This window comes from Pseudomonas sp. GL-R-26 (genome assembly GCF_019947365.1).
In the GTDB taxonomy this organism is placed as follows: Bacteria; Pseudomonadota; Gammaproteobacteria; order Pseudomonadales; family Pseudomonadaceae; genus Aquipseudomonas.
On sequence record NZ_JAGYGI010000031.1, the window covers coordinates 12,861 to 29,889 of the forward strand.

Below are 17,029 nucleotides of genomic sequence, written 5' to 3' on the forward strand. Positions count from 1 at the left end.
CCACCCGCGTTAGTTCGCTTCTAAAAACCTGCTGCACGACTTGGGTCGTTCGCTACGGTTTTTAGAAGTGTTCATTAGAGCAGAGAGCAGGGTAATGGTCGCACTAAGGTTTGCGCCGGCCATATTTCGCGCTCGCTTATCAAAAACCATGTAACACGGAATGGCTAGCTGTATGACTTCTGCATCGAATCCGCTGGCAATACCAGTGACTCTCGACACCCGGCATTACCCACGCTTTCGCCACTGGCGGGCGGCGCTGGTTCTATTGCCTTTGTTATGTGTGTTGGCGCTGTTTTCACTGGCACCGACAGCCTGGCTGCTGATCAACAGTGTGCAGGTTGATGGCGCATGGTCGCTGGCGAATTTCAGTGAAATCCTGCATTCCCCGTTTTACCGGCAGGCCTTTGGTAACAGCCTTTGGGTTTCCGTCTGCTCCAGCTTGATCGGATTAGCCATCGCGCTGGTGGTCGCCGCTTCATTGAAGCGGGTGGATTGCGCGCTGCGCGACATGACGGTGGCATTCACCAATATGGCCAGCAATCTAAGTGGGGTGTCCTTGGCATTCGCCTTCATTATCGTGATGGGAACTAATGGCGCTGTGACCTTGCTCTTGCGGCGATGGGGTTTGCTGGCTGATTTCAATCTATACACGCAGATCGGGCTGACCCTGATTTACAGCTATTTCCAAATACCGCTAGCGGTGTTGTTGCTCTATCCAGCCTTTGATGCGCTGCAAGATGATTGGCAAGAGGCAGCCTCTTTGCTGGGTGCCAGCCGTGCCAGTTACTGGCGCCTGGTTGCGTTGCCAGTGTTGCTGCCGGCGGTACTCGGCACTTTCATATTGTTGTTGGCTAATGCCATGGGGGCGTATGCCAGTGCGTATGCACTGATGACCTCCAACTACAACCTGGTCACCATCCGCATTTCCAGCCTGGTCGCCGGGGACATTTCTCTGGAACCGAATCTGGCGGCAGCACTGTCCGTGCTTCTGGTGGCGATGTTGGTGCTCGTGGCGATGGTCAACCAGCTCTTGATGAAGAGAAGCTACCATGCACACTAACCGTTATCACCAGTTCGTGCTGTATGGCGTGATGGCCCTGCTCAGTGTCCCTGTTCTGGCGACCCTGGTGTTTTCATTTTCCCAGCACTGGGGGGCAACCATATTGCCCGACGGGCTGACGTTCGACTGGTACCTCAAGTTGTGGCAAGAGCCGCGGTTCTTGAGTGCATTTAGCCACTCCCTGTTGATTGCACTGGGCACATTGGTCTTCAGCACAGTGGTCATCGTGCCTGCCGCATTTGTGGTGTTCCATTATTTCCCGAACCTGGATCGTTGGATGAACATCCTGATCCTGATCCAGTTCGCGGTGCCGCCTGTGGTCTCGTCAGTGGGCTTGTTACAGATTTATGCCGATGGACCGCTTCCACTGATCGGTACGCCGTGGGTATTGATCGGGTGCTATTTCACGATTGTCCTGCCGTTCATGTACCGGGCACTCGCCAACGGTCTGCAAGGGCTGAACGTGCGTGACCTGATGGATGCGGCGCACCTGTTAGGGGCAAGCACTCCCGCCGCTTTTTTGCGGGTGATCTTGCCGAATATCCGCAAGGGCCTGATGGCCGCTTTGTTTCTCTCGTTCTCCTTCCTGCTGGGCGAGTTCGTGTTCGCCAACATATTGGTGGGCAGCCGTTACGAAACCTTGAACGTCTATCTCTATTCCGTGCGCTCCACCAGCGGCCATTTCATGAGTGCCGTGGTGATGAGCTATTTCATATTTACGCTGGGCGTGACCTGGATTGCCACCCGCTTGAGTCGATAGGACTGTGCGATGAATTATCTTGAAGTATCCAACTTGTCAAAATACTACGGCAAGGGCTCGGGCAAGACCCGCGTGTTTGACGACATCCATTTCAATATCAAGGAAGGCGAACTGGTGACCCTGCTCGGCCCTAGTGGCTGCGGCAAGTCGACCTTATTGCGCTGCATCGCCGGTTTGACTGATGTCGATAGCGGTCAGATCCAGGTGGCGGGAAATAACATTACCCATGTTGCTCCGCAAAAACGTGGTATCGGCATGGTCTTCCAGAGCTATGCGTTGTTTCCGAATCTGACGGTGATGGGCAACATTGCCTTCGGCCTGAAAATGCAGGGCGTCTGTGTCGATGAAACCTTCCAGCGCGTGACCGAAGCGGTGCGCCTGGTTGAATTGCAGGGCCACGAGAACAAATTCGTGAGTCAACTCTCCGGCGGCCAGCGTCAGCGTGTCGCCCTGGCGAGGGCATTGGTGGTGCGGCCACGCATCCTGTTGCTGGATGAACCACTGTCGGCACTGGATGCGCGCATCCGCAAGAACCTGCAGGAGGAGATCAGGCGGATTCAGTCGCAGCTGAAACTGACGACTATTTTCGTGACCCACGATCAGGAAGAAGCGCTGATGTTGTCCGACCGCATCATTGTCATGGATGGCGGTCGCATCGTGCAGGAAGGGAGCGCCGAGACAATCTACACCCGTCCCGCCAATGGGTTTGTCGCGCGCTTCATGGGCAGCTACAACCTGCTGGATGCCCATCAGGCGGAACAACTGCTTGGGCTGCGCATACAAGGACAACTGGCAATCCGGCCAGAAGCGATCCATGTGGCGCAAGCCGGCCGCAGCTATGGCTCACATCTGGGTGCACCGTGCCGCGCCACGGTCCGTCACCATCAGCTGCTCGGCAACGTCATTCGTTACCACGTCGATGCGCAAGGCTGCTCGTTGATGGTCGATATGCTCAATCGCAGTTCAGGGTCTTTGCTGCCGGCAGGCGCGCCGCTCGATCTGCTGTTCAATCGTGAAGAACTGCAGGAGGTCGCATGACGGTTTTGGCTATTTTTGATATGGACGAGACCCTTATCGATTGCGATAGCTCCAGTCTCTGGCTGCGCTATCTGGTGCAGCGTGGTGTGGCCGCAGCCGACATGCTGGTCACCGAGCAGGCGATGATGCAAGCCTATCATCTGGGCGAACTCTCCATGGCGCAGTACATGGACTTTACGCTCCAACCGTTGTCTGGAGTGGCCGTCAGCGAAGTGGAGCGATGGGCAGATGACTTTGTTTTCAGCATCGTTGCTCCCCGCATATATCCAGCCGGACGTCGGCAAATCGAGTGGCATCGCCAACAGGGAAACCAGCTATTGATCATCTCCGCGACGGCTGACTTTATCGTGCGCCGTGTCGCGGCCATGCTGGACGTGGGCGAGGTGATCGCCATCGAACTTGAACAGGAAGGTGGCAGCTTTACCGGCGCGACTAAAGGGGTACTCAGTTTTCGGGAAGGCAAGGTGGAGCGCTTGCAGGCGTGGCTGAAGCACCATGGCAGCAGCCTGCAAGGCAGCTATGGCTACAGTGACTCGGTGAATGATTTGCCGCTTTTGCATGTGGTCCAGCATGCGTGTGTCGTCAACCCCGCGCCAGCGTTGAAACAGGTCTCGGACCAGCATCAATGGCGACAGTATGACTGGCAGTTGGCGCAAGATGAGCACAGCGTCGCGGGGCAGACCCAGGGGGCGGCATGCCGTTGATCCAGTCGCGTTTCGATGCATTACTGCGCCACAAGGCCGCGGGCCTGCCGGTACCTCGGCTAACCCCAGCGCTAGCAAGCAAGCTGCTTGAACGACTCGATAGCCTGCGCTTGTTCGCCCACGCCTACCCCCAGCTTATGAAGCTGACCTATGGAACATACCGGCCGATTGACCTGCTGGATTTCGCCTATCGTCATGCGCTCGATGGCATCAGTATTCATCTATTGGATGGCGAAGAGCGCAGTCTTCAGCGGATGAGCGACGATCAACTGCGTATTGTCAGCCAAAGGGCCGAGGCACTGGGGTTGGACATCCACCTGGAAATCAGTAGCACCCAAAAGGTGGACGTGGATCGGGTGGTTGAGGTGGCGCAGGTGATGGGGGTGCAGAACATACGCGTCTATTCACGTTATGGAGGACGACTTTCCGAGGTTTTAGACATCATCGAATCGGACTTGCGCTACATCGCCAGACAAGCCGATCGATATGACCTTTACATTGACTTCGAACAGCATGAAGAACTGAAAAGTCGCGAAATTGTCGCGCTGCTCGAGCGCATCAATCATCCGCGCCTGCACGCGCTGTTCGATTTCGGCAATATGATCAATGCCGCCGAACAGCCGTTAACGGCTCTGAAAACCTTGGCTGCGCATATCCGGCAAGTGCACATGAAAGGTGTGCGTGTCGTTCCCGAGGAAAATGGAGTCGGTCACTATGGCGTGCTGCAGGGCATTGCCGAGGATGACTTGCCCAGTGCCCGTATGCTGTTCGAGTTGTTGATGCTCGGAGAGCATGAATCCCAGGTCATCGCCTTTATCCTGGAGCAGGAAAACCACTATATCGCCCCCGCATTCCGTCAAGTGGACGAGGACGAAGACCCTTTTATTCCTTACCGAGAGATGAGTCAAACCTCACTGCCTGAAGGCTTTACGCTGGAGCAGATGATGGCCGAGGAGGAGCGTTGGGCCATCAACCAGATCGTTTATGTTCGAGGTCTGCTGCAAGAGTTCAGATTGCTGGCAGAACTTGTGCTTCAGCGGGAGGGAGAGTCAGCATCGCCCTGCCGGGATTTGCCATGAGCCGCCATGGGGATACACTTCCAGGCACAGGCCTTGTCTGGTGGCATAGCGTTAAGGTGGTTGGGGTCTTTCAAGGGCATTAGTGGCACATCCTTTCCAAACGGATTGATGTGCCACCAGTTTTGATAACTGTGCGAAGTTAAACCACACATACTAATATCGAAAAGTCCTAAAAAATAACTTCCTTTTGTCGGTCTGTAGCGGGCCATCCAGGCCTCACGCCGTTCGCCGAAGCTAGCCAATCTGACCCCGCTGTTCAGGCATGGCTGTCTGATGTTATCCGCACAGCATTGAGTAACCAGGTCGCGATTGCATAAAACGGTTTGTCGCCAGTTGAGCTTCGGAGCTCCCCAGACCGACCACCCACCGTTATTGTGATTGTCACAGCTGTGCTCGCCTGCCAAGGGCTCATGCTCTGCGTTTACGCCATCATAGGTATCCAGCTTTACCAAGGCTATCCAAGTGCTTCGGTTATTACGCACTATGTGTATCCGTCCGGCCATGATCGTCTAGGTTGTTTCCTTGGTTATCGTGATCGTCTGGGCGCGTTAGTAGTATGTGCAGCGCCTCCATTTTCACGATTGATCGGGGGAAGGTCCGCTTTTGGCCGTTTTCTGCCTCATGCGACGGGCTGCTTTTGGCCGTTTTCTGCCTGTCGCGAAGGACTGAAAACGACCGACTCTGGTGAAAAAGTGGCTCCCCTGTCGCGCCTGCGGTATTGGCGATCGGGTGAATTTCGAGTTCCGGTCTGAGGGTGCAAAAGCCACGGTTGTGTCCATTGAGAAGGTGAAATAATCACGAGACGCTTATCCCCTTCCCACAAGATGTAGGTTGGAAGGGGGGGTAGCTATCGAGCGAGCCCGTTTGCAGGCTGTTGATGGTTACGTTGCAACTGGCGATGTTGTCTTGCCGGGCGAGTCCCGCGATGAACCCCGTCAGTCCGCTGTGCGCACCGTCCGTCAGACCAGACCCTAGATGGGTGATTTGACGGCGCTCAATGTGATGTTGATGATTCGAATTCAGCGAAGTTTTCGGCAATAGCAGTAAACAAATTTCTGGAGGGTTCCGAACGGAGTGTGATGTTTTTCCTTTTCATGCCCGAGCAATTCGAAAGGTGCACCAAACTCAGAGTGCAATTCGTCCGCGCTATAACGCCTCACAGGTAAACCGCTGCATTGGGTAGGCCCATCTTCTGCAAACGTGGCAACAATTACGTATCCACCAGGCTTTACAGATGTTAGTACTTTTTCGATATACGCCTGTCGCTCATCTGCAGTTGCAAGAAAGTGGAACACGGCTCGGTCGTGCCAGACATCATAGGTCTGAGGCGCAAGCGATACCCGAGTGACATCCCCCTCAATCCAGATGACTTTTTCTGCCTACTGCCCAAGCGGTGTTTTGCTGTGGCAAGCGCTGAAGCAGAGAGGTCAAGAACACTCAGCTGGGTAAACCCGTTCTTTATCAGGTCATCAACTTGGCCTTTAAAGCCCCAATTCCAAGGCCAGCAAGTCCGACATCGGCTGCGGGCGTCTAATCAATCTGGCTTGCCTTTGCTCGATCAATACTTCCGGTAACAGGGGGCGGCTGTTGTAATTGGATGACATAGAGGCGCCGTACGCTCCCGCATCGTGGATGATCAGCAAGTCGCCAACCAGCGCCTCGGGCAGCAAACGCGGCGTCACCCCTGCTTCATCCTGCGTAAAAATATCGCCAGATTCACATAGGGGGCCGCCCACCACGTAGTCGTGCTCAGGGCGATTGATGGGAGCCCCCTCGGCATCCAGCAAGGTCATGTGGTGATAGGCGCCATAAAGGGCCGGGCGCATCAGGTCATTGAAGCCTGCGTTCACCAGGATGAAGTTTCGGCTGCCGACTTTTTTGACCGCGCGGACTTCGGTCACCAGACAACCGGATTCGGCAACCAGAAACCGGCCGGGTTCGATTTCCATCCGTACCGGATGACCAAGAAACGCTTCGATGTCCTGTCGGGCCTGACGCCATGCGTTGGCATAACGCTGGATGTCTACCGGCTCCTCGCCTTCGCGGTAGGGCGTGGAAAGCCCCCCGCCAATAGAAAACGCTTCGATATCGTGGTCGAGCATTTTCACGGCCGAGACCATTGCACAGCCCACCTGCTCCAGATGCGCGTAATCCACGCCCGAGCCGATGTGCATGTGCAATCCCACCAGCTTCAGCCCGAACTGCCGAATGACGTCGAGCGCTTCGTGAACCTGCTCATGCCAGATGCCATGCTTGCTGTTTTTACCACCGGTATTGGTCTTGCGGCTGTGACCATGGCCGAACCCTGGGTTGATCCGTAACCAGACGCAATGACCCCTAGAGCGTTCACCCAGTTGGCGGAGCATGTCGATCGACCCGGTATTTACCTCGATATTCAACTCGACCACGCGGCGCAGAGTCGCATCGTCGAACAGATCACAGGTAAAGACGATGCCTGCTGGTGTGCCGGCCGGGCTGAAACCTGCCAATAGTGCCCGCTCGATTTCACCCAGCGAGACGGCATCGACCCGAACGCCTTGCTCTCGTATCAAGCGCAGGATGTGCAGGTTGGAACAGGCTTTTTGTGCGAATCGAACGGTCTCGAAGCACGCCAGTTGATCGACGCGCGCCTTGATGGTCTGTGCGTCATAACACCAGAACGGGGTGCCATGTTCTGTGGCAATAGCGGCTAACTGCTGGAAGTCGGGCTGGTTGGGCATAGAGATAGTCGATCTGATCTAGGGAGTGGAGACCATCATGCCGATTGCAGAGCATTCAATAAAATATCTTCTTTTTAGTTATCAATTCAGTTCTGATATGGCCTTCAAGCGATCAATGAAGGTTGGGTATGAACGTCTCGTTGCGGCATATCGAAGTTTTCCGAGCAATCATGCAAGCAGGCAGCGTCACGGGAGCGGCGCGCTTATTGTTGACCTCCCAACCGACGCTCAGCCGGGAACTGGCCCGGTTTGAAAGCCTTTCGGGTTTGCGCCTGTTTGATCGGGAGGGCGGTAAGTTGGTACCGACGGCTCAGGCAGTAATGCTGCTCGAAGAGGTCGAACGCTCCTATATCGGGTTGGAACGAATCAATAGCGTTGCGCAATCGATCCGTCGTTTCGAACATGGGCAACTCAGCATCACCTGCCTGCCGCTGTTTTCTCAGACGCTATTGCCCAACGTTTGCAAGCAGTTTCATCAGCAGCATTCGGGCATAGGCTTGAGTATCACCGCGCAGGAATCGCCCTTGCTCGAGGAGTCTCTCAGCGCACAGCGTCACGACCTCGGCTTGACCGAAAGTGAACATGTGCCAAGAGGCACCCGAGGGGAATTGCTCTTTTGTGCCGACATGGTCTGCATACTGCCAGAGGGGCATCCTTTGCTGTCCAGGTCGCTTCTGGCAATGGAGGACTTTCGCGGTGTCAATTTCATCAACCTGTCGGGCCTGGACATTTATCGTCAAAAGCTCGATGAGCACTTTCGTCTCGCTGGTGTCGATCGGCACACCGTGATCGAAACCACCAATGCCGCGTCGGTCTGTGCCATGGTCAGGCAACAATTGGGCGTGGCGATCATCAACCCATTGAGCGCCGTGCAAGAGTCAGGCAGGGGATTGGCTATTCGGCCAATCAACGTGTCCATTCCCTACCGAGTCATGCTGATAAGGCCTGATTTTCGACCTTCCTCAGTTTTCGTTGACGCCTTTTGCAAGGCACTGAGAGTTGAGGCGTTGAGTCTTGCCAGTGCCCTGGACAAGAGAATGGCGGGGGCCAGTCAGGTCGATACTCAGTAGGTTTTCTACATCCAGGTTTTGAACATAAGGAAGCCGGCAACCACAATGCATACAGCAGAAAAGCCCAGCTGTATCGATTTGGCGGGAATCCTGAGGGAGAGGACTCTTCCCAGCAGCATCCCGCTGACACTCGCAGCGATAAAAACGCCGCCCGTGACCGTTATGTGGGCTCCTGCATGAATGGCGCCTGTCACCGCAACAGCCGAGATCAAGGCGATAGTCATAAGTGAGGTCGCGACGATACCATGCATGCGGATGTCTGAAAGCTGTTGAAACGCAGGCACGATCAAGAACCCGCCTCCCACACCCAGCATCCCGGTGAGCAGCCCTGAAAGTGAGCCGACTACGGCAAGGCTTGCTGAGCATTTCGGTGTCCAGCGCAGTCGGCCGGTCTGAGGGTTGATCATGCAATTCTTTTCTTGCCAGCACTGCTGATTGTCGGCGGCCTTAGCCGAGTTGCCGTTCGCCTGTCGAATCATGCGTATCGCCACAATGACCATGACCATGCTGAACAGGGACGTCAGTACGGTGTTGGGCAGCAGATGGGCAAAGTACACGCCCAAACGCGAGAACACCGCCCCCAATAATGCCATCAGCAGGGCAGCCCGATAACGTACCAGACCTTTCCTCAGACCATCCACAGCCCCTACAGCTGCCGCTGCGCTGACGGCAAACAGCGCAACGGGCGCAGACTCAGTCATTGACCATCCCAAGCCGATCACTAGCGCCGGTACGGCCAGAATTCCACCCCCCGCACCCGTCAGGCCGAGAATGATGCCTATAGCGATCCCGAATATTCCACTCAGCAGCATGCTGGCTCCTCATCCGACCTTGGAGAGTTTGGTCAACCACTCACGGCCTTTGAGCATGCCGTTCCAGTAGAACCAGGGCAGGAACCGGGCCTTGAGGAACCATGCACTTTTTCGGGCAACCGTAGCGTCCAGGGGAAATGTGGGCAGCAGTTTCCCGCCGTAGCCGAACTCTGCCAGCACGACTTTGCCTTTTTCGACGGTCAGCGGGCATGACCCATAGCCGTCGTAGCGCAGCGGCATGGGCTGGTTGTCGCGTGCTGCCATGAGGTTCTCGGCGACGACGACGATTTGCTTGCGTGCAGCGGCAGCGGTCTTGGCGTTACTGGTGGAGCACACATCACCGAGCGCAAATACGTCCGGATAACGGCTGTGTTGCAGCGTCCCCGGATCCACTTCACACCACCCGGCGGCGTCGGCCAAAAGGCTTGTGCGGATGAAATCGGGGGCGACCTGTGCGGGGACGACATGGAGCATGTCGAAGGTCTTGGCCTGGCGAATGACTGCGCCGTGTTCGTCCTTGCTTTCAAACCAGGCTGTCCGGCTGGGGCCGTCAACTTTGACCAGGTTCGAGCCGAATACCAGCTGTGCTTGATACTTCTCGATGTATTTCATCAGGGGAGGGACGAAGGCCGGTACGCCGAACAGCGCTGCGCCAGCGAGATTGAACTCGACCTGCATATTCTGCAGAACACCTGATTTTTGCCAATGATCGCAGGAAAGGTACAGGGCCTTTTGCGGAGCGCCGGCACATTTGATCGGCATGCCGGGTTGGGAGAAGAGGGCCTTGCCTTTGCGTAATCCCTGCACCAGTTGCCAGGTGTAAGCGCAAAGGTCATAGCGGTAGTTGGATGTCACCCCGTTCTTGCCCAGGGTTTGCTCCAACCCTTCGATTTTCTCCCAGGCAAGCCTAAGCCCGGGACAGACGATAAGGTTTCGATAAGCGACGCTTTTGCCGTTACTCAGCTTTAGACGTTTTCCGTTCGGCAGGACTTCAACCACCGCAGCCTTGATCCAGGTGGCCCCGCGCGGGATGACGTGCGACATGGGCCTGACGGTCTTGCGAGCGTCATAAGCCCCTCCACCGACCAGCGTCCAGGCCGGCTGATAATAGTGCTGGTCATTGGGTTCGATGAGCGTGATCTGCAGATCGGGAGCACGCTTGAGCAGGCTTGCCACGACACCAATGCCTGCCGACCCGCCACCAATGACGACGACGTCGGCAGTGATATCGGGGCGTCCACGGGCATCTTCTGTCCCAGAGGCTGTTGCGTTTTGATTGAGCGTAGTCATCTGCATTCCATTTGATTGATTAAATGGGATATTTCAGTCGTTCTGCCTAAGTTCCGATATTCATTCAGAACATGTTGAGCGGTATCTTCAAATAGCTGATGCCATTGGCGCTGGCCGCAGGTGTCTCACCGGCTCGCATGTTGATCTGCACCGACGGCAGCAGCAGCCTGGGTTGGTTCAGGGTCTTGTCGCGCGCCGTGCGCAGAGCGACGAAATCAGCCTCGGCGATGCCCTTGCCGATATGGATGTTGTGCGCGCGCTCTTCGTCCACTGTGGTCTGGTGGCAGTAGGCGTCGCGGCCAGGCGCTTTGTAGTCGTGGCACATGAACAGTCGCGTGCTGCCCGGTAGCTGGAACAGACGGCCAATCGAGCGGTACAACTGGTGTACGTCGCCGCCAGGAAAATCGCAGCGGGCGGTGCCACAATCGGGCATGAATAACGTGTCACCGACGAAAGCGGCATCTTCGATCAGGTACGTCACGCAGGCCGGGGTATGGCCAGGCGTGTGCAGCACACTGACAGCCAGGGCGCCGACATGGAACGTTTCGTTGTCGGCGAACAAACGGTCGAACTGGCTGCCGTCCGGGCTCCAGTCATCGTCGGCGTCGAACAGCGTGGCAAAGGCCTTCTGCACCTGAGGAATACGGTCGCCAATGCCGATCTGTCCACCCAGTTGACGCTTGAGGTAGCGGGCAGCCGAGAGGTGGTCGGCATGCACATGGGTTTCCAGAATCCACTCCAGTGTTAGCGCGTTGGCGCGCACATGCTCGATAAGGAGTTCGGCACTTGAATACGAGATACGCGCGGCGGCGGCATCGTAGTCGAGCACCGGATCGATGATCGCGCAGTGCCGAGTCACCGGGTCGATGACCAGGTAACTGTAGGTACAGCTCTCGGCGTCGAAGAATTTCTCAACATGAAATTGCATGGTCATTGCCTCCATTCTCAAGGGGGCGGCCATCGAGCCTGCCCCCTGTACTCCATTCAGCAGGCTTGCGGCATACCACTCTCGACCCAGGGCGAGCGGATATCGGACAGGAATCGCTGCGCGCGAGGGTGTTCAGGGCGCAGGAAGAAAGACTCGGGCGTTGCTCGTTCGAGCACCTTGCCTTGATCCATGAAGATCACTCGATCGGCCACTTCACGCGCGAAACCCATCTCATGGGTGACGCACACCATGGTCATGCCTTCCTTGGCCAGGCTTTTCATTGCTTGAAGCACTTCGCCGACCATCTCAGGGTCCAACGCGGAAGTGGGTTCATCGAACAGCATCACCGGCGGGTTCATTGCCAATGCCCTGGCGATGGCCACGCGCTGTTGCTGGCCACCCGATAACTCGGATGGGTAAGCGCATGCCTTGTGGGCCAGCCCTACACGGTCCAGCAAGCTCATGGCCAGATCGTCCGCTTCCTTGGCACCCAGCTTGCGCAGGCGACGCGGAGCCAGCGTGCAGTTCTCGAGAACGGTGAGGTGGGGAAACAGATTGAACTGCTGGAACACGAAGCCAATACCGCTGCGCAAGGCGTTCACGCTGACGGAGCGATCATAGATATCCACGCCATCGATAAAGATATTCCCGCTCTGGATGGCTTCCAGCCGATTGAGCGTGCGAATCATCGTCGACTTGCCGGAGCCGGACGGACCGCAGACCACGACCACCTCACCCTTGGCGACGGTTTCGTTGATATCAGCCAGAGCATGGTAGCTGCCGTACCACTTGTTAACGTTTTTCAGTTTGATCATGGGATTAAACCTTTGCAGTTCGGACAGCGAGACGTCTTTCCAGCCAGAAGGCGAAGCGCGACAAGCTGAAACACATAGCGAAGTAAGTGAGGCCAAGTACGGCATAGACCTGGACCGGCTTGGTGAGCAACTGAGCACTGATCTGGGAGGCGACGAACGACACTTCCGAGAGGCTGATGATGTAACCCAGCGAGGTCTCCTTGATGGTGGAGACAAACTGATTCACCAGCGAGGGCAGCATGTTGCGAAAGGCCTGGGGCATGATGACCAGGCGCATTGTCGCCAGGTACGAAAAGCCGAGTGAACGGGAGCTTTCCATTTGCCCTCGAGGCAATCCAAGAATGCCTGCGCGAATGATTTCTGCGAGGTATACCCCATCAAAAATCACCAAGGCAGCCAGCATGGTGCCAAATTGCTCGGTGCGTTGACCGGTCAGGGTTGGCAGAAGGAAATAGGCCCAGAAAATCACCATCAGCAAGGGTGTGCCACGCAGTATGTACACCACGCTTGTGACCGGCACACGCAACAGCCGGTACGGGCTGATGCGGCAGAGCGCGAGCAGTACCCCGACAGGAAAGGCCAGCACCAGGGCCAGCGCTGCCAGGATCAGCGTCATTGCCAAGCCGCCCAAGGGGCCGTTTGGGTACTGGCCAATCAGGTAGAAAAGCCCGTAGTTGTGGATGATATCGAGCATCGTCAGGCACTCCGGACGGGATAGCGTTGCTGGTACCAGCTGGACAGCAGTGTGATGATGATCGAGACGCCGACATAACCTACCGTGGTAACGGCGTACGATTCGAAACCCCTGAATGTGGAGCTTTCCACCTGCTGGGCCTGATACATCATTTCAGCGACGCCGATCACCATGGCGATGCTGGTGTTCTTCCACAGGTTAAGTGTCTGGCTAATTAGCGGTGGCACTGTTACCCGCAGTGACTGCGGGAGGATGACTAGGCGCATGGTGCCGAGGAAGCCAAAGCCCAGGGTCCGGCCAGCCTCCATTTGTTCCTTGGGAATGGAACGCAAGCCGCTGCGGATGTCCTCGGACATGTAGGCTGCGGTGTAGAGCACCAGAGCGATAACCGCACTGACCGCTTCGATATTGTGTTCGTAGATCCATGTCTTGATCGGGGTTGGCAGCAGCTCCGGTGCCCCGAAATACCAGAACAGCATGTGTGCCAGCAGCGGGACGTTGCGTATCGCTTCCACATAAGTGATCGCGATTGCCCGGAGTGCAGCGTAAGGGGCCATTCGCAATACAGCGATGACGATTGCCAGCGGTAGGGCAATGGCCAGCGAGATCAATGCGAGTTGGATGGACAGCAGGAAGCCATTGATGAGCCACTCGTGATACTGCCCGGATAGCACAACCGATAAATCAAACGTATTCATAACTAGGCCCGTGGCCCGACCCCAAGGTCGGGCCCTCAATGAAGTTAGTTGATTTGGTCGGTTTCGATCTTGAATGAGCGGCTGGCGAATTTCATGTTGGTCTCAGGGCCAAACCACTTGGTGAAGAGCATCTCAGCCTTGCCAGACGACTCCAGATCGCGCAGCGTCTTGTTCACCTGCTCCTGGAAGGCGGGTTCTTCTTTTCTCAGGCCCAGCGCAATGTGCTCGGTGGACAGGGGCGTTGGGAGAATCCGAAAATCTTTTGCCGCATCACCCAGCTTGGCGAAGTTGCCGGCCAATGAGGTCTCATCGTTGGCGTAACCCAGTCCTTTGCCCTGTTGCAAGGCGAGCAGGGCTTGAGGGTTGCTGTCGAACGATACGATCTGGGCGTCAGCGATCTTCGCGCGGATGCTCTGCTCCATGGTGGAGCCTTTGATCGTCAAGATTTTCTTGCCGTCCAGTTGGTCGAGTTGATTGACGCCACTGTCAGTCTTGACCATGACTTTCTGACCCGTGATGAATGTCGAAAGGGAGAAGTTGATCAATGCTTCCCGTTCTTTGTTATGGGTCAGGGAGGCAGCCAGAAGATCGACACGGCCTTGTTGTAATTCAGGAATCCGTGCGGCGACGGTCAACTGCTTGAGTACCGGTTTGACCCCGATGGTCGCGGCAATGGCGTTGCACATGTCGACGTCGTAACCGACGATCGCGCGAGACGCTGGGTCCTTGATGTAACTGAATGGCTCGTCGGTGCCGAGCACACCACAGACTAACTCACCCTTGGCCTTGATATCGCTGAGTTGATCAGCTGCAGCAGAGAAGCTGGTTGCCAGCGTCAGTGCCAGTACTGCGGTTTTCCAGTGTTTTTTGAGCATGCGGTTCGTTTGCATTTTATAGACCTTATTGTTTGATAAACGGAACGCCGGTTTTCATGAAACGTCAGTGCAGTGGACCTCAATAGCCTCTTGTGGGTGGAGTGGGAATTTCTGTTATTCGACGTTGGTCGTGGGTAGCCGCACAAAGCCCGCATTCAAATCGGCGATCAGATCGTCGACATGTTCCAGGCCGATGGAGAGTCGGATCAGGTTCTCGCTGATGCCCAGGCTGATTTTCTGTTCATGGCTCAACGAGTTGTGCGACATGCTGTAGGAGTGGTTGATCATGCTCTCCACCCCGCCCAGGGAATCGGCCAATACAAAGATCGACAGCTGTTCGATGAAGAGTGCTATGGCCTTGCGATTGGCCTTCAATTTCAACGAGACCACTGCGCCGCCAGAACGCATCTGGCGTTTGCACAGCTCGTGCTGCGGATGGCTTTCCAGTCCGGGGTAGTACACCGCCTCTACCTGCGGGTGCTGGTTGAGGTAGCGAGCGATCTGTAGCGCATTGCTGCACTGGCGCTCCATGCGCACGTCGAGGGTCTTGAGCCCACGCAGGGCGAGGTAGCAGTCGAACGGTCCCTGGACTGCTCCAATGGCCATGCTGATGCCGCGCAGGCGGGTGAACAGTTGCTCATTGGCTGCCACCACGACTCCACCGATCAGGTCGGAGTGCCCACCAATGTATTTACTCGCTGAGTGCATCACCAGGTCGACGCCGTGCTCGATCGGACGCTGGTTCCAGGGTGAGCAGAAGGTGTTGTCGACGCAAGTCAGGATGCCGTGGGCACGGGCAAACTCTGTCACGCACTGGATGTCCACCAGCTGCAGCAGAGGGTTGGTCGGTGTCTCGATCCAGATCAGCCGGGTGTTGTCGCGGCGACTGGCGGCCAGTGCCTCAAGGTCATTGAGGTCGACGTAAGTGGTGGTGAGCCCGGACGTCTTGCTGCGGTAATCTTCCATCAGGCGGAAGGTGCCCCCGTAGACGCCCGCCATCACGATTACATGGGAGTCTTTGGGCAATAGCTCAAGCACGGTGGCGGTCGCAGCCAGACCAGAAGCGCAGGCCACGGCTCCAAAGCCATGCTCCAACTGCGCAATGCAGCTCTCATAGGCATGTCGGGTTGGGTTACCCACTCGTCCATAGGCGTAGTCTGGGTTGTCGTCAAGGCTGCGCTTGATGAACGAACTGGAGGTGACGATTGCCGGGAAAATGGTGTTGTCGGCATAGGTCGACTGTTCGCCAGCGTGGATCACTTGGGTCGAAAAGTTGCTCTTGTTCTGGCTCATAGTCAGTCGTGACTCACGTGTATTAAAGGTAGCAATCGAGTTGTTTCGCATAGGGTGTGATGTCGCCGATGTGGCGAGCGACCCAGTCGCGGTCGTAATAGGTGTCCAGATAGCGTTCACCGCTATCGCACATCAGGGTCACGATAGAACCCTGCAGGCCTTGCTCCTGCATCCTCGATGCGACTTTGAGCGCGCCCCACATGTTGGTACCGGTGGACCCCCCTGGCTTCCTCCCGAGTATTTTCTCCAGCCAATAAAGGGTGGCGATGCTGGCCGCGTCGGGGATCTTGAGCATGTCGTCGATCACATCTGGCAGGAACGACGGCTCGACCTGGGGACGACCGATGCCTTCTATGCGACTGCCTTTGCTGCCGGTAAGACTTGAGTCGCCTGTTCGATAGCTGTCATAGAAAACCGAGTACTCGGGGTCCACCACGATCAGTTGAGTGTCATGACCCTTGTAGCGGATGTAGCGGCCGATGGTGGCGGTAGTGCCGCCAGTCCCTGCACTCATGACCACCGCGTGGGGAATGGGGTGCGCCTCGCCGGTCATTTGCTGGAAGATACTGTCGGCAATATTGTTGTTGCCACGCCAATCCGTTGCCCGCTCGGCATAGGTAAACTGATCCATGTAGTGCCCTTCGCTTTCGCGTGCCAGGCGCTGCGCCTGGGCATAGACCTCTGACGAATGATCAACGAAGTAACAGTGCCCGCCGAGCAGCTCGAGCTGCTCTATCTTTTTGCTCGCGGTGTTGCGCGGCATGACGGCGGTGAAGCGCAGGCCAAGCATTTTGGCGAAGTAGGCTTCGGACACAGCAGTGCTGCCCGAGGATGCCTCGACCACATGGGTACCCTCTCGGATCTTGCCACTGCAAATGGCATGTAGAAAAAGCGAGCGCGCCAGCCGATGTTTGAGACTGCCAGTTGGATGTGTGCTCTCGTCCTTGAGGTAAATGTCGATGCCCTTCAACCCTGGAATTTCCAGCTTGTGGATGTGGGTGTCGGCGGAGCGCAGCAGATCGCAGGAGATACGGCTGACTGCTGTACGGATCCAATCGTTCACAGAGTTTCCCTCGCCCCGACAGGCGTCAACGGCATAAGGACCATCGCCTGAGGCGTGGCGAGTGTGGCGATGATCTTCTTCATTTTTGAGTGGCTCCAAGCACGGTTTTTATGGTGTAAATCCTACTGCC

General features: G+C 56.4%; 17 protein-coding genes and 1 pseudogene. 6 read left to right on the forward strand and 12 right to left on the reverse strand.

The genetic code is table 11. The features are described from left to right. Positions 1-172 precede the first annotated feature (172 nt). From KGA96_RS24710 to KGA96_RS24730, 5 genes are read left to right on the forward strand one after another with little or no spacing between them, the layout of a single operon-like run. On the forward strand, positions 173-1,060 hold the full coding sequence (locus tag KGA96_RS24710; protein ID WP_223515211.1) for an ABC transporter permease: 888 nt from the start codon (positions 173-175) through the stop codon (positions 1,058-1,060). Next, positions 1,050-1,820, forward strand: coding sequence for an ABC transporter permease (locus KGA96_RS24715; RefSeq protein ID WP_223515213.1), 771 nt, complete (start codon positions 1,050-1,052; stop codon positions 1,818-1,820). Before KGA96_RS24710 ends, KGA96_RS24715 begins: the two co-directional genes overlap by 11 nt. A gap of 9 nt (positions 1,821-1,829) precedes the next feature. Then, entirely contained in the window at positions 1,830-2,858 is a 1,029-nt protein-coding gene (locus KGA96_RS24720; RefSeq protein ID WP_223515215.1) for an ABC transporter ATP-binding protein, read from the forward strand. Next, entirely contained in the window at positions 2,855-3,562 is a 708-nt protein-coding gene (locus tag KGA96_RS24725) for an HAD family hydrolase (RefSeq protein ID WP_223515217.1), read from the forward strand. Before KGA96_RS24720 ends, KGA96_RS24725 begins: the two co-directional genes overlap by 4 nt. After that, entirely contained in the window at positions 3,553-4,641 is a 1,089-nt protein-coding gene (locus KGA96_RS24730) for a sugar phosphate isomerase/epimerase family protein (RefSeq protein WP_223515220.1), read from the forward strand. Before KGA96_RS24725 ends, KGA96_RS24730 begins: the two co-directional genes overlap by 10 nt. An 846-nt stretch (positions 4,642-5,487) precedes the next feature. On the opposite strand, the pseudogene KGA96_RS29775 reads toward KGA96_RS24730, so the two are convergent. From KGA96_RS29775 to lysA, 3 genes and pseudogenes are all read right to left on the reverse strand, one after another. Next, positions 5,488-5,657 (reverse strand): annotated as a pseudogene (locus KGA96_RS29775) (3-oxoacyl-ACP reductase); the annotation flags it as partial. 3 nt (positions 5,658-5,660) lie between these two features. Further along, positions 5,661-6,008, reverse strand: a complete 348-nt coding sequence (locus KGA96_RS24735; protein WP_223515268.1) for a class I SAM-dependent methyltransferase — start codon at positions 6,006-6,008, stop codon at positions 5,661-5,663. 114 nt (positions 6,009-6,122) lie between these two features. Beyond that, a complete protein-coding gene (gene lysA / locus KGA96_RS24740; RefSeq protein WP_263287104.1) occupies positions 6,123-7,361 on the reverse strand; it encodes a diaminopimelate decarboxylase in 1,239 nt (412 codons plus the stop codon). A gap of 128 nt (positions 7,362-7,489) precedes the next feature. On the opposite strand from lysA, the gene KGA96_RS24745 reads away from it, so the two are divergent. Continuing rightward, positions 7,490-8,431 (forward strand): LysR family transcriptional regulator, encoded by a 942-nt coding sequence (locus KGA96_RS24745; protein WP_046043106.1) that lies wholly within the window; start codon positions 7,490-7,492, stop codon positions 8,429-8,431. 5 nt (positions 8,432-8,436) lie between these two features. Here KGA96_RS24745 and KGA96_RS24750 read toward each other — a convergent pair whose 3' ends face one another. The 9 genes from KGA96_RS24750 to KGA96_RS24790 all read right to left on the reverse strand — a co-directional run bounded on the left by KGA96_RS24750 (position 8,437) and on the right by KGA96_RS24790 (position 16,899). Next, entirely contained in the window at positions 8,437-9,243 is an 807-nt protein-coding gene (locus tag KGA96_RS24750) for a sulfite exporter TauE/SafE family protein (protein ID WP_046043104.1), read from the reverse strand. Between the two features lie 9 nt (positions 9,244-9,252). Beyond that, a complete protein-coding gene (locus KGA96_RS24755) occupies positions 9,253-10,533 on the reverse strand; it encodes an FAD/NAD(P)-binding oxidoreductase (protein WP_223515221.1) in 1,281 nt (426 codons plus the stop codon). A 64-nt stretch (positions 10,534-10,597) separates the two neighbouring features. After that, entirely contained in the window at positions 10,598-11,461 is an 864-nt protein-coding gene (locus KGA96_RS24760) for an MBL fold metallo-hydrolase (protein ID WP_223466425.1), read from the reverse strand. A 56-nt stretch (positions 11,462-11,517) separates the two neighbouring features. Continuing rightward, positions 11,518-12,276, reverse strand: coding sequence for an amino acid ABC transporter ATP-binding protein (locus KGA96_RS24765; protein ID WP_046043102.1), 759 nt, complete (start codon positions 12,274-12,276; stop codon positions 11,518-11,520). 4 nt (positions 12,277-12,280) lie between these two features. Beyond that, entirely contained in the window at positions 12,281-12,970 is a 690-nt protein-coding gene (locus KGA96_RS24770) for an amino acid ABC transporter permease (RefSeq protein ID WP_046043100.1), read from the reverse strand. Positions 12,971-12,972: 2 nt separating this feature from the next. Further along, on the reverse strand, positions 12,973-13,668 hold the full coding sequence (locus KGA96_RS24775; RefSeq protein ID WP_046043099.1) for an amino acid ABC transporter permease: 696 nt from the start codon (positions 13,666-13,668) through the stop codon (positions 12,973-12,975). A 44-nt stretch (positions 13,669-13,712) separates the two neighbouring features. Next, a complete protein-coding gene (locus KGA96_RS24780; protein ID WP_046043098.1) occupies positions 13,713-14,558 on the reverse strand; it encodes an ABC transporter substrate-binding protein in 846 nt (281 codons plus the stop codon). Between the two features lie 99 nt (positions 14,559-14,657). Beyond that, positions 14,658-15,836 carry a trans-sulfuration enzyme family protein gene (locus KGA96_RS24785; protein ID WP_223515224.1) on the reverse strand — a complete coding sequence of 393 codons (1,179 nt, stop codon included), beginning with the start codon at positions 15,834-15,836 and terminating at the stop codon, positions 14,658-14,660. A 22-nt stretch (positions 15,837-15,858) separates the two neighbouring features. After that, positions 15,859-16,899, reverse strand: a complete 1,041-nt coding sequence (locus KGA96_RS24790) for a PLP-dependent cysteine synthase family protein (protein ID WP_046043096.1) — start codon at positions 16,897-16,899, stop codon at positions 15,859-15,861. Positions 16,900-17,029 lie beyond the last annotated feature (130 nt).